This window comes from Xanthobacter tagetidis, assembly GCF_003667445.1.
Taxonomy (GTDB): Bacteria; Pseudomonadota; Alphaproteobacteria; order Rhizobiales; family Xanthobacteraceae; genus Xanthobacter; species Xanthobacter tagetidis.
Genome location: NZ_RCTF01000001.1, coordinates 222,236 through 241,410, shown reverse-complemented (window position 1 = coordinate 241,410; position 19,175 = coordinate 222,236). Strand labels below are relative to the sequence as shown.

Sequence of the window (19,175 nt, the reverse complement as noted above, 5' to 3'; positions counted from 1 at the left end):
ACCGGTGGGCTGGCGCCGGCTCCGCACCGCGTCACCCCGAGCCGGACAGGCCGAACGCATTCGCGTGCGAAGCGGATGCGGCTTCGCGTGTAGAAAGGCCGGGCCGATCTAGGTGTGGTCGCGCGGCTCGATGGCGAAGTCGCGCTGGGCAACGCGCACCGAGATCGAGAAGCCGGCCACCACGTCGAACAGCATGATGCACAACAGCAGCGCGAACACCGAGTTGCCGGCCTGCGGAACCAGCAGGAACTCGGCCAGAGCGACCGCGAACAGCAGCATCGACAACATGTGATCGATGATCGAGCGCGAGGTGATGCGCGTCGATTTGAGCACCTCGAAGAACAGCACCACGAGGCTGAAGGCGATGAACGCCTCCGCGAGGCTGATGTCCCACTTCGCCCCCGAGAGCATCTCCACCACGGTGAGCGAGGTGCGCCAGTCGAGGCCGGGAGTCAGGAAGGCGAGGATATTGAAGATCGCAAGCGGGACGATGAGCAGCGGAATAGGCGTCAGCATCGGCTTCTCCTCGATCGGACCCCCTTGTCCCGGCGCGCCGCGCCGCGGCTGCCGAGGGGATCGCAAATCGTGCCAGGACTGTCACCGCCCGCAGCGAAGGGACGATGACGGAGAACGCTAAGCGGAACTCATCCGGGGTGCCCGGACGGGCGGCGATCAGAACCTGCTCCCGCAGCGCGGTCCTGCCCGTTCGCCCAGTTGAGTTGCACCGGCGCGGCCGATCGATCTCATCGATCTCGGCGTTTCGCTCCCGGGCGGCCCGGCGGCGCGCGGCGAATCGCCTGCGTGCCCAAGGTCCGCGCTCCGGGCGGCGGCGCTCAGGGCCGGCCGCGCCTCGGCGCGGGCTCAGGCCTCGGCCTTCGCCTTCAGGATCTGCCGGCCCTTGTACATGCCGGTCTTCAGGTCCAGGTGGTGCGGACGGCGCAGCTCGCCGGAATCCTTGTCTTCCACGTAGGTCGGCTGCTTCAGCGCATCGGCGGAACGGCGCATGCCGCGACGCGACGGCGAAGTCTTTCTCTTGGGGACGGCCATGTCCTAAACTCCTCAAAGCGAGCCTTCTGCCCGCTGCGGCGGTTCGCGCAGGTTATGCCAAACCAGCGATCGAATTGAAGGCGCGCCTTATACAGTCTCTTTGGCGGAAGCGGAAGCCCCGCCCCGGCTGAATCGCCACGCGGCCGAAAGCCGGGCCCGCCGCGGTCACGATCATGTTGCGGGCGAGGCCTTGTATTGCCTCACGAGGTAAGCGAGGGTGCGCGCCGCTCGCCCCGGGCGGGACTTTATCCTCCGCGCGCGCCGCGCTGCCGCCGCGCTGCCATGGAAAAGGCCCATCCGCCCGCGATGGATGGGCGCTGGCGGCTCCGCATGGGCCGCCCGAGGGGCACACCTACTTCCGAGGAAACCGGACCCATGAAGCGTTCCGTCCACACCGCCGCTCTCGCGCTTGCCCTCGTTGCGGCGACGGGCACGGCCGTCTTCGCCCAGGCCACGCCGCCCGCCACCGCGCCGGCCGCGACCCCGCCGGCGGCCGCGGCGCCCGCGGCCGGCGCCGACCCGGTCCTCGTGACGGTGAACGGCAGCCCCATCCGCGCCAGCGACCTCGCGCTCGCGGCCGAGGAGATGGGCCCGAACATCCCGCCCCAGCTCCAGGGGCCGCAGCGGCTGGAATACGTGCTGTCCTACCTCACCGACCTGACGCTGCTGGCGCAGGCCGCGACCGCCGCCAAGCTCGACCAGACGCCCCAGTTCCAGCAGCGCATGGCGTTCGCCCGCACCAAGGCGCTGGTGGACGTGCTCCTGACCGACGCGGCGACCAAGGCCGTCTCCGCCGAGGAGAAGCGCAAGACCTATGAGGAGTTCTCCAAGCAGCGCAAGCCCGAGACCGAGGTGCGCGCGCGCCACATCCTGGTGGACGACGAGGCCAAGGCCAAGGAGATCGCCAAGAAGGCCAAGGCCGGGGCGGACTTCGCCAAGCTCGCCAAGGAGAACTCGAAGGATTCGAGCGAGGACGGCGGCGACCTCGGCTACTTCACCAAGGAGCAGATGGTGCCGGAATTCGCCGAGGCCGCCTTCAAGCTCGACAAGGGCCAGGTGTCCGACCCGGTGAAGACCCAGTTCGGCTGGCACGTCATCAAGATCGAGGACAAGCGCGAGAGCGCGGTGCCCCCGTTCGCGCAGGTGGAGGAGGAGATCGAGCGCTTCCTGGTGCAGAAGTCGCAGGCCGACCTGGTCACCAAGCTGCGCGCCGAGGGCAAGGTCGAGAAGACCGCCGCGGCGGCCCCGGCCGCTCCTGCGGCTCCCGCCGCGCCTGCCGCCCCCGCGGCGCCGGCGCCCACCAAGCCCTGAGCGCGCCCGCCGCGCGGCAGCGCCCGCGGCTGAGGAACCATGCGCCGGCCCGGACCCCGTCCGGGCCGGCGCTTTCGTTTCGGCGGCGTGTCAGCCCTGCGGCACCAGCTCCGCCAGCACGGCGCGCACGTCGTCCGGGATCGGCACCGGGCGCTGGCTGGCGCGGTCCACATAGACGTGCACGAAGGTGCCCTGGGCGGCGCAGGCCGCCTCCTCGCCCTGGAACAAGGCGATGTCGTAGCGCACCGAGGAGGTGCCGAGCTTCGCCACCTTGATGCCGGCGATGACCGGCGCCGGAAAGTTGAGGCTGCGGAAATAGGTGCAGCGCGTCTCCACCACGAGGCCGATCACCGGGCTGGTGGCGGGATCGAGCACGCCGGCGCGGATCAGGCGCTCGTTCACCACCGTGTCGAAATAGGAATAATAGACCACGTTGTTCACGTGGCCGTAGACGTCCACGTCCGCCCACCTGGTGGTGAGTTCCAGCGTGTGGGTGAAGTCCGCCCGCGTGAAGGGCGCCTCGCGCCCGCCTGCCGAACCCTGGCCGCTCATCGTCCGGTCCCCGTCATCGTCGCATCCCTCATGCCGCGCGCCCGCCGATGGCGGCGCCCCGCCCCCGCAATACGGTGCCAAGCGGGTGGGCTCAAGGCCGGTTCTGGCTCTTCGGCGCGAGCGCTTCGGCAAGGCTCATGCGGGCGGAGCCGGGCTTGAGCGGCTTCTGCTGGCTCGCATGGGGCGCCCAGCCGGAGAGCCACAGGATCTCGAAGGTGGCGCGCACGCGCCCGTCGGGATCGGCGAAGCGCTGCTGGTAGATCTCGGCCGCGCGCAGCAGCGTCGCCCGCCGCAGCGGCACCCGGCGGCGCTCGGTGAGCGCATTGGTGGCGCCCATGCGGCGCAGGTCGTCGAACAGGGCGAACGGCGAGCCGTAGCGCACCACCACCTTGTCCACGTCGGTCACCGGCAGCGCGAAGCCGGCCCGCTGCAGCAGGCCGCCGAGGTCGCGCACGTCCGCGAACGGGGCGACGCGCGGCGAGAGGCCGCCGGTGGTCTCGCTCTCCGCCTCGGCGAAGGCCTGGCGCAGCTCGCTCAGCGAGCGCCCGCCCAGCATGGCGGCGAGGAACAGCCCGTCCGGCCGGAGCGCGCGGCGCACCTGGGCGAGCGTGCCCGGCAGGTCGTTCACCCAGTGCAGCGCCAGCAGCGAGACCGCGAGGTCGAGCCACTCGCCGGCGAACGGCAGGGCCTCGGGATCGGCCACCACGTCGCCGGGCCTGAGGCCGGCGTCGAGCGGCGCGGCGCGGATCACCCGCCCCACGGCCGGGTGTCCCTCAAGGGCGCGGACGGCGGCGTCGGTGGGGGTGGCGAGATCGAGGGCGGTCTCGAAGCGCCGGCTCACCGCGCCGAGGCGGTCGGCGAGGTCCTCGGCGGCGCGGTCGATGAGGAAGGTCGCGGGGCCGAGCCCGGCCGCGCGGTCGAGCCGCCGGCGCAGCAGCGCGCGGTCGAACAGGAGCGGGCCCGCCATGGCCCCGGATGCGTCGTCGCTCATGCTCCGCATATAGGCCTTCCCGCAGCCGGGCGCATCCCGAGGGCGCTCAGCCCGGCACGTCTGGGCACAGAGCCAGCGTGACCGGGTCGGCGTCCGCCGGGATCATGTCGCCCATGGCGCGGCAGCGCCCATCGATGCAGATGCGCCAGTCGGCGGTGGCGCCGGAGCGGCGCAGCATCACCTCTTTCAGGGGCGCAGCCTGCGGCCGGGCGACGTAGCGCCCGCCTTCCAGCACGGCGCCCTCGGGCGGCTCCATGCCGGCGCCGGAGCCCTCGACCCGCATCTCCACCACCACCAGGCCGTCCGGCGTGGCGCGCCAGTCCTCCTGCCAATCGCTCTTCTGTACCGAATGGGTCCAGGCGAGCGTGAAGGCGGCGCCGAGGCGCACCATCTGCCCGCCGGCGATCAGGCAGGCGAGCGCGCCCACCGCCCGCTCAGGCCGCGGCCGCGCGGGCCGGCCGGGTCCGCCAATAGTGCCAGGCGAGCAGGAGGGCGGCGGCGCCGAAGCCCAGCTCGTCGGTCAGCGGCAATGACAGGATGAGCAGCGCCGCCGCGCCGAACGCAATCAGGCGCTCCACCACGTTCAGCGGGCCGAGCAGATAGCCGGTCGCGGTCCCCGCCCACAGGATGATGGCGAGGACCGCCTTCAGGAACACATAGACCACGGCCGGCCAGAAGCCGATGGAAGCCGCCATGGGGTCGCCCTCCTGCAGCATCAGCGCCGGCGCGTAGACCGCCATGAAGGGGACGACGTAGCCGGCGAGCGCGATGCGCGTCGCGATCCAGCCGATGGCCTGTCCCGACGTTCCGGCAATGGGCGCCGCGGCGAAAGCGGCCAGCGCCACCGGCGGGGTCAGATCCGCCATGATGCCGAAATAGAACACGAACATGTGGGAGACGATGAGCGGCACGCCCAGTTCCAGCAGCGCCGGTCCCGCGATCGAGGCGGTGATGATGTAGTTGGGGATGGTCGGCAGCCCCATGCCCAGGATCAGGCAGGCGATCATGGTCAGGACGAGCGACAGGAACAGCGAGCTCTTGCCCACCTCCACCACGAAGGTGGCGAAGGTGGTGGCGACGCCGGTCAGCGTGAAGATGCCGATCATGGTGCCGACCAGCGCGCAGGCGATGCCCACCGGCAGCGCGTTGCGCGCGCCGTCCGCCATGCTCTCCAGGCTGATGCGCAGGGTCTCGCGCCCGCCCTTCACGAAGAACAGCAGCACGACGAGGCCGAGCACCGCGAAGGCGACGCCGTTGATGCCGTATTCCAGGAAGCTCGCCGCGGCGAGGCCGAGCGCGATCCAGAACACGACCCGCAGGCCGTAGGGGCCGATCAGCCGCGCGATCGGCGTGCCAAGCACGATGAGCGCGGTCAGCGCCAGGCCGACCGTGCCGGCGAACAGCGGCGTGTAGCCGGAGAACAGCAGCCACACCAGCGCCGCCAGCGGCAACAGCAGGTACCAGCGCGTGACCAGCGCCTTCAGCGCGTCCGGGCATTCCGCCTTGGGCAGGCCAAGCAGGCCGTATTTGCCTGCCTCCAGGTGCACCATGGCGAACACGGTGAAGAAATAGAGGAACGCCGGGATCACCGCCGCGGTGGCGATGTCGGCATAGGGCACGTCGATGGTCTCGGCCATGATGAAGGCGACCGCGCCCATCACCGGCGGCATGATCTGCCCGCCCATGGAGGCGGTGGCCTCCACCGCGCCGGCGAAGGCGGGGCGGTAGCCGAACTTCTTCATCAGCGGGATGGTGAAGGCGCCGGTGGTGACCACGTTGGCGACGCCCGAGCCGTTGATGGTGCCCATGAGCGCCGAGGAGATCACCGACACCTTGGCCGGGCCGCCTTTGGTGTGGCCCACCGTGCCCATGGCGAAGTCGTTGAAGAGCTGGATCATCCCGGCGCGCTCCAGGAACGCGCCGAACAGGATGAACAGGAAGATGAAGGAGGAGGAGACGTAGGTTGGCGTGCCGTAGATGCCCTCGGTGCCGAGGAACATCTGGTCCACCACCTGCACGAAGTCGTACGGCCGGTGGTCGAGCGGCGCCGGTAGATACTGGCCGAACAGCCCGTAGAGGATGAAGGCCGCGCAGATAAGGGGCAGCGACGCGCCCATCAGGCGCCGCGAGCCCTCGAACACGAGCGCGACCGCGAGCACGCCCACCGCGATGTCCATCGTGCTCGGGTCGCCCGCCCGCGCGATCAGGTCGGAATAAAACACCCAGTGATAGAGGCCGACCACGAACGAGACGATGCCGAGCGCCCACAGCGCGAGCCGCTCGGGGCCGGTCTTGTGGTTGGCGGCGATGGCGAACACCACCAGCAGCAGGAAGCCCACATGCACCGAGCGCACGATCTGGCTCGCCAGCGGGCTCCAGGCGGCGGTGATGACCTGGAAGGCGGAGAACGCCACGGCGATCCAGAACACCGCCCGGCCCCACGCGCCCGGCCCCCATGTGAGATCGAGCAGCGCATCGTCCACCACCACGGCGGCGCCGTGGTTGGGATTGTTGATGTCGTGGCTGACGGGGGGAACCGTGTTCGGGGTGTGGAGCGAGGAGGTCATGAGCGGGCCGCAGCTGTGCAGGTCAGTGGGGCGGCGACGCGCGCCGGGAGGAAGGCGGTGCGGACCGGGGCTGCCGTGACGACGCCCGCGCGCCCTTCGAGATGAAGTCCGGAACTCGGATCGGGCGGATTGTGATTCAACCCGCCCGGTCCGGGCGCTGGGACCGAAAGGCGCCCTGGCCTGCGGGACGCCGGCCGGGCCTCAGGGCGTCACGCCCTTTTCCTTGAAGTACTTCGCGGCGCCGGGATGGAACGGCACGGGCGAGCCCTTCATGGCGTTCTCGACCTTGATGGTCTTGGCCGCCGCGTGGGCCGCCGCCAGCTCCGGCAGGTTCTCGTAGATCGCTTTGGTGATGGCATAGACCTCGTCGTCCTTGAGGTCGGCGCGGGTGACGAGGAAGTTCGGCACCGCCGCGGTGGCGACGTCGACGTCCTGGCCCTCATAGGTCTTGGCCGGGATGGTGGCCTTCAGATAGGGCGCGCCGATCTTGTCGATCACGGCGCCGGGCACCTCCACCACCACGATCGGCACGGAGTTCGCCAGATCCTTGATGGAGGCGACGCCGAGGCCGGCGGACTGGAGGGTGGCGTCGAGCTGGCGGTTCTTCATCAGCTCGACCGACTCGGCGAACGGCAGGTATTCGAGCTTGCCCAGGTCCTCATACTTGATGCCGGCGGCATTCAGGATGGCGCGGGCGTTCAGCTCGGTGCCCGAGCGCGGCGCGCCCACCGACAGGCGCTTGCCCTTCAGGTCGGCGATGGACTTGATGCCGGACTCCTTGGAGGCGACGATCTGGATGTAGTTGGGATAGATGCCGCCCAGCGCCCGCACCTTGGTGAGGGGCGCCTTGAAGCCGGCCTCTTCCTTGCCCGCCGCGCCGTCGGCGAGGCTGTCGGCGAGGGTGAAGGCGACCTCGCCCTTGCCCTGCTGGATCAGGTTCAGGTTCTCGACCGAAGCCTTGGTGGCCTGCACCGAGGGGCGCGCGCCCGGAACCTTCTCGCCGATCACCTTGGAGATGGCGACGCCGAGCGGATAGTACACGCCCGAGGTGCCGCCCGTGAGGACGTTCACGAATTCCGCATTGGCGGCGACGGGCGCGAGTGCGAGGGCCCCGGCGAGCGTCGCCATGACGAGCTTTTTCATTGGCGTCCCTTCCTGCTGATGTGGTTGGCGAGAAGCTACCCGCTTGCCGGACAAAGGCCAGCAGGTTTTTCCTTTCCCGCGACTAAAGTCTAAGTGTCCGCCCCGCGAAAAGCGGACCATCCGGTGCGGGCCGCGGGCCCGCACCGGATGGTTGTAATCTACCGAACTGTCGTTGGGGAAGCGATCATTCCGGCTCGATGCCGGCGGCCTTGGTGATCTCGGCCCACTTCTTGGTCTCCGACGCCACCAGCTTGGCGAGGGCCTCCGGCGTGGAGGAATTGGGCTCGATGCCGGCGTTCAGCAGCGCGGTCTGCACGCTCTGGTCGCCCATGGCCTGCACCATGGCCTTGTTGAGCGTGGCGATCACGGGCGCCGGGGTCTTGGCCGGCACGAAGGCGGCGAACCAGGCGATCAGCTCGTAGTCGGCGATGCCCGCCTCGCGCATGGTCGGCAGTTCGGGCGCGAGCTTGGAGCGCTCCGCGCTCGACACGCCGAGCGCCTTCAGCTTGCCGGCGCGCGCCTGCGGCAGGGTGGTGGAGATGTCGGCGAACATCACCTGGATCTGCCCGCCGAGCAGGTCGCTGACCGCCTGCGGGTTGCTCTTGTAGGGCACGTAGAGGATGTCCACGCCCGCCCCGGTCTTCAGCATTTCCACCGCGAGCCGCGAGGAGGTCGAGCCGGCGCCGAACGAGAGCTTGCCGGGGTTCGCCTTGGCATAGGCGATGAAGTCCTTGGTCGTCGCCACCGGCACCGACGGGTTCACCACCAGCGCGAGCGTGATGGTGCCGAGCGTGGTGACCGGCTCGAAATCCTTGATGTGGTCGTAGGAGAGCTTCTTGTAGAGCGCCTGGTTGGAGGCGTGGGTGGAGTTCGAAGTAATCAGCACGCTGTAGCCGTCCGGCGCGGCGCGGGCGACGTTGCTGGCGGCGATCTGGCCGGTGGCGCCCGGCAGGTTCTCCACCACCACCGGCTGGCCGAGGATGGACGACACCTTCTCGCCCAGCACGCGGGCCAGCGTGTCGGTGGCGCTGCCGGCGGAGAACGGCACGACGAAGCGGATTGTCCGGGTCGGATAGGCCTCCTGCGCCGCCGCCGGCGCGGCGAAGGCGAGGAGCGGCGCGGCCGCGAGCGCGGCGAGGGTTGCGAGCATCAGGCGTCGCGGCGGCCTGGAAACGGGGGTCGTCTGGCTGATGGCGGTTCTCATGGCGGTTCTCCCGGAATGTCAGGGTCTTGGTGTTGCCGGCGCGGCCGTGGCCGCGGCCGGAGGGGCGAGCGCCCGGACGAGATCCGCAGGCACGCGGACCTCCAGGGCGAGGAGCAGGAACGAGAGCGACTTGCCGTGACCGTCGAGGCCGAGCGAGGCGTTCACCCCGCCGTCCAGCACGTCGTCGAGCACGAAATTGAAGGCGCAGAGGTTCGGCAGGTCGTAGCGCACCACCAGGCCGGGCCGGCGGGCGGCGAACAGCGCGGCGACCCGCTCGGCCGTCACCTGCGCGGCAATCAGCGGAAAGGCCTCGGGCGTGCGGCAGACCAAAGCGAGGTTCAGCCGGTTGCCCTTGTCGCCCGCCCGCGCATGGGCGACGAGGCGCAGCGGCACGCGCGCTTCGGTTCGGTCCGGCGGCGCAGCAACGTCCGTCGCGGTGTGGGGGGTCATGGCGCGGCCTCCGGACCGAGCAGCGACATTGCGGGCGTAACGAGGTCGCGCTCCACGAGGCAGGAGGCGCTGGCAAGCCGCGGCGTCAGATGCCGCCGCACGCCGGCGCCGCCCGCGGGTCCGGCGCAATAGAGCGCCTCCACCTCGTCCAGCAGCAGGCCGAGCGCCGCCGTGTCCGTGCTCTGGGCGCTGAAGCGCAGGCGCACATCCTCGGCGCGGCTTTCGGGGAAGGCGGCGGCGAGCGCCGCGCCGGCGGTGTCGTTGAACAGGCTGGCGATGCCGATGGCATCCACCCGCACCGCGAGGCCCGGCGCGCGCCGGGCGAGGCGCGCCAGCACCACGTCGGCGGCGAGGCGCGCCCGGCCCGCGGCACCGGGGCCGGCGTAGGAAATCTCGGCCTCGGCCAGATGGCCGGCCTCGACGCATACGGTGGCCTTGAGCGTCTCGGGCCGCGGACGCCCCCGCGCGCCCGACACCCGCACCCGGTCCACCCCCACCTCCGCGACCCGGACGCCGGTGACGTCGAGGACCACGTCGGGTGTGAGATAGGCGGCGGGATCGTGGATCTCGTAGAGGATCTGCTCGGTCACGGTGAAGCGGTCGATGCGCCCGCCGGTGCCGGGCGGCTTGCCGATGACGAAGCTGCCGTCGGCGGCGATCTCGGCCACCGGGAAGCCCACCTCGTCGAGGCCGGGCACGTCCTTGATGCCGGGATCGGCGAAATAGCCGCCGCTCACCTGGCTGCCGCATTCGAGCAGATGGCCGGCGAGCGTGCCGGCCGCCAGCAGGTCCCAATCGTCGTCGCGCCAGCCGAAGGCGTGCATCAGCGGCCCGAGCGCGAGGGCGGGATCGGCCACCCGTCCGGTGACGACGATGTCGGCGCCCGCGTCGAGCGCATCGGCGATGGGCCGGGCGCCGAGATAGGCATCGGCCGAGACCGGCATGGGATGGCCGGCGAGCAGGCGCCCTCCCACCTCGCGCGCGGCGAAGCCTTCGGGGTCGAGCCGGCCGGCGAGGTCCGCCCCGTCCACCACGGCGATCCTCGGCGCCCGGCCGAGCGCGCGCGCCATGGCGGCGATGCGGCGCGCGCCGGCGACGGGGTTGGCGGCGCCGAAATTGCCCACGATCCGGATGCCGCTCGCAAGGCACCGCTCCAGCACAGGGGCGAGGAAGCCCTCCAGCGCCGGGCTGTAGCCCCGCTCCGGGTCCTGCCTGCGGGCAAGCTGGCAGAGCGCGAGGGTGCGCTCGGCGAGGGTCTCGAAGATCAGGTAGCGCGGGCCGTCGAGCGCGCGGAGCATCTCCACCACCGGCACGGCGGCGTCGCGCCGGTCGCCGGCGAAGCCGGCCCCGCTGCCGATGCGCACGAGCGCGTCCGGACCTTCTGCCATACGTCTCCCCGTCGTCGTCCGCCCGTCTGGCGTGGGCATGGGAAAAGCGTAGACAGGCGCAATTCATCAAGTCAAATAGATCGATACGATGAATTATAAGGGCGATGTTATGAACATCACCATTCGCCAGCTCGAAGTGTTCGCCGCCGCCGCGCGGGCGCCGAGCTTCACGCAGGCCGCCGGCATGCTGGGCATCTCGCAGCCGGCGCTGAGCGAGACCATCCGGCGCATCGAGCAGGAGCTGGGCGTGCGCCTGTTCGAGCGCACCACCCGAAAGGTGGCGCTGACCGCGGACGGGCGGGCGCTCGCCGGCCTCGCCGAGGAGGTGGTGCGCGACGTGCGGTCCGGGCTGCGGGATATCGCCGAGCGCGGCGCGCGCCGGCCGCGCATCGCCATCGCGCTGCTGCCCTCGATCGCCTCGGCCATCCTGCCGCAGGCGGTGGCGGGGCTCCGGGCGCAGTATCCCGAGGCCGAGGTCTCGGTGTTCGACGTGCTGCACGAGCGCGCCGCCGCTTTGGTGGAAGAGGGCGTTGCCGACCTCGCCGTGACCATGCGGCCGGTGGGCGACACGCTCGCCTTTGAGCCTTTGGGCGCCGACCGGATGCACCTCATCACTTCGCGCGGCCATCCGCTCGCCGGCCGCACGCCGCTCGCCTGGGCGGCGCTCGCGCCGTTTGCGTTCGTCGCGCTTGCCCGCACCACCTCGGTGCGGCGCATGGTGGACAACGCCATGGCCGCGGCGGACCTCGCTCTGGTGCCGCGCTACGAGGTGGAGCAGATTCCCTCCGCCGTGGCGCTGGTCGCCTCGGGCCTCGGCATCACAGCCTTGCCGGAACTGACCTTCGCCATGTTCCCGCGCAAAGGCGTCGCGGTGCGCCCGCTCCAGGCGCCGCTGGTGGCGCGCGGGCTCGGCCTCATCACCCGCGCCGGGCGCGAGCTCTCGCCGGCCGCGGCGGCTCTCGCCGCGGCGGTGCGCGCGGCCTTCCGCGCCGCCGGCATCACGCCCGGCACCGCGCCCCCGCGCTGACGCCGCCCGCAGCCGTTCCGCCTCCCGCCGTGCGCCCTAGAGGCAGTTCCTCAGCGCCGCCCGAAAATTCATCTCCGCGCCCTTGGGATTGAGCTTGGTGAACACGCCGTGTCCGCCTTTGAACGACTCCACCGGATCGATGACGAAGTCGTCCGCGTCCTTGGGCAGCCTGGCGAGGTCGAACTGGCGCAGGCGGACGTCGAGCGTCTGGTTCCAGGACCGGTCCTCGACGACGAAATCCGCGACGCCTGCCGGAAACCCGAACACCGCGAGTTCCCGCACGGAGCCGAGCCCCTCCAGCCGGTGCCGCTCGCCCTCCTTCATGACCGAGAACCGGAACCAGACCGATTTGTCCTTCCGGCAGAACAGGGCGGCGGTGAGATTTCGCCCCTTGGACTTCGAGACGGCCATGATGCCGTCGCCGACGGCCTCGATTGTCCAGGGCAGGAATTCGTCGGGTTCCCAGTTCACCCGCAGGTCGTTGACCTCCCGCTCGCTGAGATAGTGCATCTCGTTGGGCCGCGTCGCCGCGGCGATGCGGACATAGCGGGCATCGACGCCCATGCCGGTGGTGTATTCCAGCAGGAGGCCGGTCAGGATCTGGTCGTTGGACGCATCGATGGCGGAGAACACCTTCGCATCGGGCCGCTCCTGGGCAAAGCTCATGTAGAACTGGTGCAGCCCGATCTCGTTGGCCTTGGCGACGCGCACCACGCCGCCCAGGAAGGCGAAGCCGCAGGCGGAGGCGCACCGGGCCGGCGTCGTCCGCCGTTCGGAGGAGCCGGGTTGGTCCTCCCTGGAACTGCCCACGGCGGTGTTGAACTTGCGCTGGCGGATGATGCGGCCGAGCTTCAGCCCCGCCGCGAGGTTGCCGCCGGGCGAGTTGAAATAGACGAACTTGCCCTCGAACCCCTCGTCGTCCTTCAGGAATTGAAGGAACTTCTCGGGCGTGTCGTGCTCGATCGTTCCCTCGGCCCGGATCCAGCTGCAGCTTTCGCAATTGCCGCCCTGCCAGTCCGAGGTGAAGCGCATGGGCTCGGCGCCGGCGCCGCCGCTCCAGATGCCGAGCACGAGCGCGCCGGCAACGCTCGCCAACCCCGTTCTCATGGACCGCCCTCCCATGTTGCGCGCCGGCAGGCGCGCCGACCAGTGCAGTCTAGATCAAGGCTGGCCGGCCGCGCCTCCTCCAACTGGAGGGGGCCGCGCGACCCCCGCGCTCCTGCCCTCCCACCCTCTCCGGGATGGCCCCCGGGGCGTGCGCTGGCGCAGCGTCTGGCTTCGGCCGGGGCCGTAGCCTGGGGGACAAAGGCGCGCGCCTTTTCCGCCCGCGCGAAGCATCCTTTTCCGTCGGCACATTGATGGCGCGCAGCCGCCGGTCTAGTGATCGGCTGCCAGAACGAAAACCAGGAAACGCCCGAGCCGGATATGCCCGAGACCTCACCCGCCGCCACGATGACCGACCGGGACATCCTGATCGCTCTGTTCGAGACCGCGCTCGCCGCCGCGCTCCCCGAGGGCAAGTTCGCCGGCAGGCTGCCCGAGCCGCCGAAGGGGCGCACCATCGTGATCGGCGCCGGCAAGGCCTCGGCTCGCATGGCGCGCGCCTTCGAGGAGGAATGGGGCCGGCCCTGCGAGGGCCTCATCGTCACCCGCTACGGCCATGGCTGCGAGACGCGTCACATCGAGATCGTCGAGGCGGCCCATCCGGTGCCGGACCAGGCGGGGCTCGACGCGGCCCGCCGCATCCTGGAGCTCGCCCGCTCGGCGGGGCCGGACGATCTCGTGGTCTGCCTGATGTCGGGCGGCGCCTCGGCGCTCCTTACCCTGCCGGCGGAAGGGCTGACGCTGGAGGACAAGCAGGCGCTCAACCGCGCGCTGCTGAAGTCCGGCGCGCCCATCGGCGTCATGAACAAGGTGAGGAAGTCGGTCTCCGCCATCAAGGGCGGGCGGCTTGCCGCCGCGATCGCCCCGGCGCGCGCCGTCACCTATCTGATCTCCGACGTACCGGGCGACGATCCCGGCGCCATCGGCTCCGGCCCCACCATTCCCGAGGCCTCCGACCCCGAGGCGGTGCTCGGCCTGCTGAAGGCCTGGAAGGTGGACATCGACCCGAAGATGGAGGCGGTGCTCCGCGCCAACCGGGTGGCGGGCGATGCCATCCCCGGCCAGGACGTGCACATGATCGCCACCCCGCTGATGGCGCTGGAGGCCGCCGCCGCCAAGGCGCGCGCGCTGGGCATCGCGCCGCTGATCCTGGGCGACGCCATCGAGGGCGAGGCGCGGGAGGCGGGCATCGTCTTCGCCGGCATCGCCACCTCGGCCGCGCGCCACGGCCTGCCGGCGGGCGCGCCGTGCGTGCTGCTCTCGGGCGGCGAGACCACCGTCACGGTGCGCGGCAAGGGGCGCGGCGGGCGCTCGGTGGAATTCCTGCTCTCGCTGGCGGTGGCGCTGAAGAGCATCGCCGGCGTTTCCGCCATCTCCTGCGACACCGACGGGGTGGACGGCACGGAGGACAATGCGGGGGCCTGGTTCGACGCCGCCATTCTGGCCGAAGCCGAGGCCAAGGGGCTGAACGCCGAGGCCTTCCTCGCCAACAATGACGGCTACAGCTTCTTCAGCGCCCTCGACCGCCTGGTGACGACGGGGCCGACGCTGACCAACGTCAACGACTTCCGTGCCATCCTGGTGCGGTGAGCGGCGCGGACGCTAACGCTTGTCCTTCGGCTGCGTGATGATGCCGTCGAGCTTGCGGTTGATCTGGCCGAGCTGGAAGGCGATGTATTCGAGCGCGTTGGCGATCCGCACCTCGGGCGCGGGCGCCGCGCCTGCGGTCTGGTTCGGATCGTAGTCGCGCTCCATGCGCTGGCGCGCGCGCTCGTTGATGATCGCCTTCTCGGTCATGGGTCGCTCCCTTGGTGCCCGGCGCATGCCGTCCCGGTCCAACGCCCGAAGGCGGCAGGGCGATCCACCGCCGGCCTTGCGGGCTGTCCTTGCCGGCGGTCAGATCCGCACGTTCTCGACGAGGAAGTCCACGAACGCCCGGATTCGCGACGAGAGCGGCCCCGCGCCGCCCACATAGACCGCATGCACCTCGGACAGGTCGCCGGGATTGAGATCTTCCAGCACTGGCACCAGCAGGCCCTGCGCCACCTCGGCGCGGACCTGGAATTCCGACACCCGCACGAGGCCGAGGCCGGCGAGCGCCAGCGCCTTGATGGCCTCGCCGTCGCTCACCAGCGCATTGCCGTCCGGCGGCACGGTGACGATGCCGCCGGTCCCGTCCAGGAACGGCCAGCCCTCGACGATGCGCGTGAAGCAGAAGCGCAGCCGGTTGTGCCGCTCCAGTTCGTGCGGGGTGCGCGGCAGGCCGTGGCGGGCGATGTAGGACGGCGCCGCCACGACGATGTTGCGGCTCTCGCCCAGCTTCTTCGCCACGAGGCGCGAATCGCGCATGGGGCCGACGCGGATGGCGACGTCGGCGCGCTGCTCCATCAGGTCCACCACCGTGTCGGTGAGCGCCACGTCGACGCTCATCTCCGGATGGCGTTCGAGAAAGGCGGGCAGGAGCGGCAGCAGGTAGGCCATGCCGAAATGCACCGAGGCGTTGACCCGCAGGCGCCCGCGCGGCGCGGCGCCGGCCGCGGCCTCCTGCTCGGCGGCGGCGATCTCGTCGAGGATGCGGGTGGCGCGGGCGTAGAAGGCGGCGCCTTCCGGGGTGAGCTGGAGCCTGCGGGTGGAGCGCTGGAGCAGCCGCACGCCGAGCCGCCGCTCCAGCCGCGCCACCAGCTTCGAAACGGCGGAAGGGGTGAGGCGCGAGAGGCGGGCGGCGGCGGAGAAGCCGCCCTGCTCCACCACGCGCACGAACACCTCCATCTCGCCCGAGCGGTTGATGTCCTGGCTCATGCCTTTAACGGTCCAACGTCCGAGCCAAGGGCAATCGACTCATTGCTGACTTCAATTCATGAATGCTGTGATGATCGGCATGCTAGTTCATGGACGTGGCACAGTCCATGTTGCACCGCACATCGTTCGCGCACCACGGACCCGAACCACCATGCCCGTCGCTCTCTATGCCCTCGCCGCCGGCGCCTTCGGCATCGGCGTCACCGAATTCGTCATCATGGGCCTGCTGCTGGAGGTGGGCGCCGACCTCGGCGTCTCCATCTCCTCGGCGGGCCTGCTCATCTCCGGCTACGCGCTCGGCGTGGTGGTGGGGGCGCCGCTGCTCACCGGCCTGACCGCGCGCTGGCCGCGCAAGAACGTGCTGCTCGGCCTCATGGTGGTGTTCACGCTCGGCAATCTCGCCTGCGCGCTGGCGCCGAGCTATGGCTGGCTGATGGCGGCGCGGGTGCTCACCTCGTTCGCCCACGCCACCTTCTTCGGCGTCGGCTCGGTGGTGGCCACCGGCCTCGTGCCGGCCAACAAGAAGGCGTCCGCCATCGCCATCATGTTCACCGGCCTCACGGTGGCGAACATCCTCGGCGTGCCGTTCGGCACCTGGCTCGGCCAGATGGCGGGCTGGCGCGCCACCTTCTGGGCCGTGACCCTCATCGGCATCGCCGCGGTGGCGGTGATCGCGCTCCTGGTGCCGCAGGACCGGCAGGAGCCGGAGGCGAGCCGGCTTGCCGACGACCTGAAGGTGCTGCGCCGCCCGGCGCTGCTGCTCGGCCTCGCCACCACGGTGCTGAGCTGGGTCGGGGTGTTCGCCGCCTTCACCTATATCGCGCCGATGCTGACCCGCCTGTCCGGCTTCTCGGACGGCGCGGTCTCGCCCATCCTCCTGGTGTTCGGCGCCGGCCTGGTGGTGGGCAACCTCGCCGGCGGCCGGCTCGCCGACCGCTGGCTGGTGCCCACCGTGTTCGGCTCGCTCGCCGTGCTCTCGGTGGTGCTGTTCGCCATGACGGCCGGGATCCGGAACCCGGTGAGCGCGGTGATCTTCGTCGGCGTGCTCGGCGCCGCCGCCTTCGCCACCGTGGCGCCGCTGCAGATGTGGGTGCTGGAGAAGGCGAAGGGGGCCGGGCAGTCGCTGGCCTCGTCCTTCAACATCGCCGCCTTCAACCTGGGCAACGCGCTGGGCGCGGCGCTGGGCGGGCTCGTCATCGACCACGGGCCGGGCCTGTGGGCCCTGACCCTGGTGGCGGGTCTCGTGCCGCTGCTCGCCATCCTCACCGCCGTCGCGGCGGTGCGCATGGAAGCGGCGCGGCCCGCGGTGCCGGTGCGGGCCGCCGAATAGCGGAAAGGCGGCAGCGCGCCCGCGGGGGAGGTCGCGCCATGCCGGTCGGCCTCGCGATCCCGCGATGCGGCGGCGGCGACGCGCAGGTGCCCCCAGCCCGGTTCAGGGCTGGGAGGATCCCTCCTCGCCGTCGCCGCTCTCGGGCTTCTTGATGAGCTGGTCGAGCTTGGCCTGCATCTCCGCCATCTGGCGGCGGATGGCGTCGAACTCGTCCGGCCGCGGCTCGGGAGCCGGCGCAGGGGCCGGGCTCGCGGCGGCCGGGCCGGCGCCCGTTGCCGGCACGCCCTCGCCGCCTTCCGTCTTCGGGAAGGGCAGGAACATGTGGAAGGCGCGCTCGAACATCTCCATGTTGCGGCGCACATGGTCGTCGAGGCCGACGAAGGGCGCGGTGCCCGTGAGCGTCTTGGTCACGTGGTCGCGGAACTTTTCCTGATCCTTGGTAAAGCTGTCGATGGACGCTTCCAGGTAGCGTGGCACCAGCATCTGCATGCTGTCGCCATAAAAACGGATGATCTGGCGCAGGAAAGTGATGGGCAGAAGATTCTGGCCCTTGTTCTCCTGCTCGAAAATGATCTGTGTGAGTACCGAGTGGGTGATGTCGTCGCCGTTCTTGGCGTCGTATACGACGAAATCCTCGCCGTCCTTCACCATATTGGCGAGGTCTTCGAGCGTCACATAGGTGCTCGTCCCTGTGTTGTAGAGACGGCGGTTGGCGTATTTCTTGATGGTGACTGGCTCTTGTGACTTTGCCATCGTCCGGTCATCCGTTTTCCTTGGGGTGACACACGTTAGGGCCTTTCCAAACATAGGGCTACCAATTTGTGTGCGGCGCGCGCATGGAATGTGCAGCGCGACGCGACGCCCGCGGCGCGCGATGTCCGGCGCGGCCCCGATGGCTTACCCAAAGGCACCGCCGACTGGCGGATTGCCTTGATATGGGTCATTGACACATTGTCCGCGGCACAACCACTTTAAGGTCCGAACGCGGCGGCGCGGCAGCGCACGCGGCGCGAGGCAAGCCCGGCCCAAAAGGCCCCAGGAGAGAGCACCATGAAGGACGACGTCGTCATCGTCAGCGCGGCGCGCACCCCGGTCGGTTCGTTCAACGGCGCGCTGGGATCGCTTCCCGCGCACGAACTGGGCGCGATCGCGATCAAGGCGGCTCTGGAGCGCGCGGGCGTGCCGGGCGAGGCCGTGAGCGAGGTCATCCTCGGCCAGGTGCTCACCGCCGCGCAGGGCCAGAATCCCGGCCGCCAGGCCTCGCTGAAGGCGGGCGTGCCGATCACCAGCCCGGCCTGGGAAGTGAACATGGTGTGCGGCTCCGGCCTGCGCACCGTGGCGCTCGGCGCCCAGGCGATCGCCAACGGCGACAGCGAGATCGTCGTCGCCGGCGGCCAGGAATCCATGAGCCAGTCGGCGCACGCCGCGCACCTGCGCAACGGCCAGCGCATGGGCGGCCTCGAATTCGTCGACACCATGATCAAGGACGGCCTGTGGGACGCCTTCAACGGCTACCACATGGGCAACACCGCCGAGAACGTGGCCAAGGAGTTCCAGATCACCCGCCAGGAGCAGGACGAGTTCGCCGTCGCTTCGCAGAACAAGGCCGAGGCGGCCCAGAAGGCGGGCAAGTTCAAGGACGAGATCGTCCCCGTCACCATCCCGTCCAAGAAGGGCGACGTGGTGGTGGACCAGGACGAGTACATCCGCCACGGCGCCACCATCGACGCCATGGCGAAGCTGCGCCCGGCCTTCGTGAAGGACGGTACCGTGACCGCCGCAAACGCCTCGGGCATCAATGACGGCGCCGCCGCGGTGGTGCTGATGAGCGCCGCGGCCGCCAAGGCCAAGGGCCTGAAGCCGCTGGCGCGCATCGCCTCCTGGGCGCAGGCGGGCGTCGACCCGTCGGTGATGGGCACCGGTCCGATCCCGGCCTCCAAGCTGGCGCTGGAGAAGGCCGGCTGGAGCGCCGGCGACCTCGATCTGGTCGAGGCCAACGAGGCGTTCGCCGCCCAGGCCATCGCCGTGAACAAGGGCCTCGGCTGGGACACTTCGAAGGTGAACGTGAACGGCGGCGCCATCGCCATCGGCCATCCCATCGGCGCCTCCGGCGCGCGCATCCTCGTCACGCTGCTGCACGAGATGCAGAAGCGCGACGCCAAGAAGGGCCTCGCCACTTTGTGCATCGGCGGCGGCATGGGCATCGCCATGTGCCTCGAGCGCGACTGAGCGCCGGCTGAGCCTCGGGGCCGCGCCGCAAGG

19 protein-coding genes are annotated in these 19,175 nt (G+C 70.5%); 5 read left to right on the top strand and 14 right to left on the bottom strand.

What is annotated here, in order from left to right; translation table 11 throughout:
* Positions 1–108: 108 nt before the first annotated feature.
* Both D9R14_RS01085 and rpmF read right to left on the bottom strand, forming a co-directional pair.
* On the bottom strand, positions 109–516 hold the full coding sequence (locus tag D9R14_RS01085) for a hypothetical protein (protein ID WP_121621441.1): 408 nt from the start codon (positions 514–516) through the stop codon (positions 109–111).
* A 345-nt stretch (positions 517–861) separates the two neighbouring features.
* A complete protein-coding gene (gene rpmF, locus D9R14_RS01080) occupies positions 862–1,047 on the bottom strand; it encodes a 50S ribosomal protein L32 (RefSeq protein ID WP_121621440.1) in 186 nt (61 codons plus the stop codon).
* 375 nt (positions 1,048–1,422) lie between these two features.
* Between rpmF and D9R14_RS01075 the strand changes: the two genes are divergently transcribed.
* A complete protein-coding gene (locus tag D9R14_RS01075; RefSeq protein ID WP_245420465.1) occupies positions 1,423–2,358 on the top strand; it encodes a peptidylprolyl isomerase in 936 nt (311 codons plus the stop codon).
* Between the two features lie 90 nt (positions 2,359–2,448).
* Here the strand turns inward: D9R14_RS01075 and D9R14_RS01070 are convergent, their stop codons facing one another.
* From D9R14_RS01070 to D9R14_RS01035, 8 genes are all read right to left on the bottom strand, one after another.
* Complete coding sequence (locus D9R14_RS01070) at positions 2,449–2,910, bottom strand: acyl-CoA thioesterase (protein WP_121621438.1); 462 nt, start codon at positions 2,908–2,910, stop codon at positions 2,449–2,451.
* Between the two features lie 91 nt (positions 2,911–3,001).
* On the bottom strand, positions 3,002–3,901 hold the full coding sequence (locus D9R14_RS01065) for a methyltransferase domain-containing protein (RefSeq protein WP_425510215.1): 900 nt from the start codon (positions 3,899–3,901) through the stop codon (positions 3,002–3,004).
* Positions 3,902–3,947: 46 nt separating this feature from the next.
* Positions 3,948–4,328 (bottom strand): DUF1850 domain-containing protein, encoded by a 381-nt coding sequence (locus tag D9R14_RS01060; protein ID WP_245420463.1) that lies wholly within the window; start codon positions 4,326–4,328, stop codon positions 3,948–3,950.
* Positions 4,329–4,335: 7 nt separating this feature from the next.
* Positions 4,336–6,468: a TRAP transporter permease gene (locus tag D9R14_RS01055; RefSeq protein ID WP_121621437.1), complete on the bottom strand. Its 2,133-nt coding sequence runs from the start codon at positions 6,466–6,468 to the stop codon at positions 4,336–4,338.
* A gap of 201 nt (positions 6,469–6,669) precedes the next feature.
* The gene (locus tag D9R14_RS01050; RefSeq protein ID WP_121621436.1) at positions 6,670–7,611 is read right to left on the bottom strand and encodes a TAXI family TRAP transporter solute-binding subunit; all 942 of its coding nucleotides are present in this window, start codon (positions 7,609–7,611) and stop codon (positions 6,670–6,672) included.
* A gap of 184 nt (positions 7,612–7,795) precedes the next feature.
* Positions 7,796–8,815, bottom strand: a complete 1,020-nt coding sequence (locus D9R14_RS01045; protein WP_184759585.1) for a Bug family tripartite tricarboxylate transporter substrate binding protein — start codon at positions 8,813–8,815, stop codon at positions 7,796–7,798.
* A gap of 18 nt (positions 8,816–8,833) precedes the next feature.
* Complete coding sequence (locus D9R14_RS01040; RefSeq protein ID WP_121621435.1) at positions 8,834–9,265, bottom strand: AtuA-related protein; 432 nt, start codon at positions 9,263–9,265, stop codon at positions 8,834–8,836.
* Positions 9,262–10,653 (bottom strand): acyclic terpene utilization AtuA family protein, encoded by a 1,392-nt coding sequence (locus D9R14_RS01035; protein WP_121621434.1) that lies wholly within the window; start codon positions 10,651–10,653, stop codon positions 9,262–9,264. Before D9R14_RS01035 ends, D9R14_RS01040 begins: the two co-directional genes overlap by 4 nt.
* A 109-nt stretch (positions 10,654–10,762) precedes the next feature.
* On the opposite strand from D9R14_RS01035, the gene D9R14_RS01030 reads away from it, so the two are divergent.
* Positions 10,763–11,680 (top strand): LysR family transcriptional regulator, encoded by a 918-nt coding sequence (locus D9R14_RS01030; protein WP_170168434.1) that lies wholly within the window; start codon positions 10,763–10,765, stop codon positions 11,678–11,680.
* 36 nt (positions 11,681–11,716) lie between these two features.
* Here the strand turns inward: D9R14_RS01030 and D9R14_RS01025 are convergent, their stop codons facing one another.
* Entirely contained in the window at positions 11,717–12,787 is a 1,071-nt protein-coding gene (locus tag D9R14_RS01025; RefSeq protein WP_147452922.1) for a COG3904 family protein, read from the bottom strand.
* A 318-nt stretch (positions 12,788–13,105) separates the two neighbouring features.
* Here D9R14_RS01025 and D9R14_RS01020 point away from each other — a divergent pair, with 318 nt between their 5' ends.
* Positions 13,106–14,374 (top strand): glycerate kinase type-2 family protein, encoded by a 1,269-nt coding sequence (locus D9R14_RS01020; protein ID WP_245420461.1) that lies wholly within the window; start codon positions 13,106–13,108, stop codon positions 14,372–14,374.
* Between the two features lie 12 nt (positions 14,375–14,386).
* On the opposite strand, the gene D9R14_RS01015 is transcribed toward D9R14_RS01020, so the two are convergent.
* Both D9R14_RS01015 and D9R14_RS01010 read right to left on the bottom strand, forming a co-directional pair.
* Positions 14,387–14,581 (bottom strand): hypothetical protein, encoded by a 195-nt coding sequence (locus D9R14_RS01015; RefSeq protein WP_121621431.1) that lies wholly within the window; start codon positions 14,579–14,581, stop codon positions 14,387–14,389.
* A 99-nt stretch (positions 14,582–14,680) separates the two neighbouring features.
* Positions 14,681–15,583 (bottom strand): LysR family transcriptional regulator, encoded by a 903-nt coding sequence (locus tag D9R14_RS01010; protein ID WP_121621430.1) that lies wholly within the window; start codon positions 15,581–15,583, stop codon positions 14,681–14,683.
* Positions 15,584–15,734: 151 nt separating this feature from the next.
* Between D9R14_RS01010 and D9R14_RS01005 the strand changes: the two genes are divergently transcribed.
* Positions 15,735–16,913 (top strand): MFS transporter, encoded by a 1,179-nt coding sequence (locus D9R14_RS01005; RefSeq protein ID WP_121621429.1) that lies wholly within the window; start codon positions 15,735–15,737, stop codon positions 16,911–16,913.
* Positions 16,914–17,015: 102 nt separating this feature from the next.
* Here the strand turns inward: D9R14_RS01005 and phaR are convergent, their stop codons facing one another.
* Entirely contained in the window at positions 17,016–17,666 is a 651-nt protein-coding gene (phaR, locus tag D9R14_RS01000; RefSeq protein WP_121621428.1) for a polyhydroxyalkanoate synthesis repressor PhaR, read from the bottom strand.
* Positions 17,667–17,963: 297 nt separating this feature from the next.
* Here phaR and D9R14_RS00995 point away from each other — a divergent pair, with 297 nt between their 5' ends.
* On the top strand, positions 17,964–19,142 hold the full coding sequence (locus tag D9R14_RS00995) for an acetyl-CoA C-acetyltransferase (protein WP_121621427.1): 1,179 nt from the start codon (positions 17,964–17,966) through the stop codon (positions 19,140–19,142).
* The last annotated feature ends 33 nt before the right edge of the window (positions 19,143–19,175 follow it).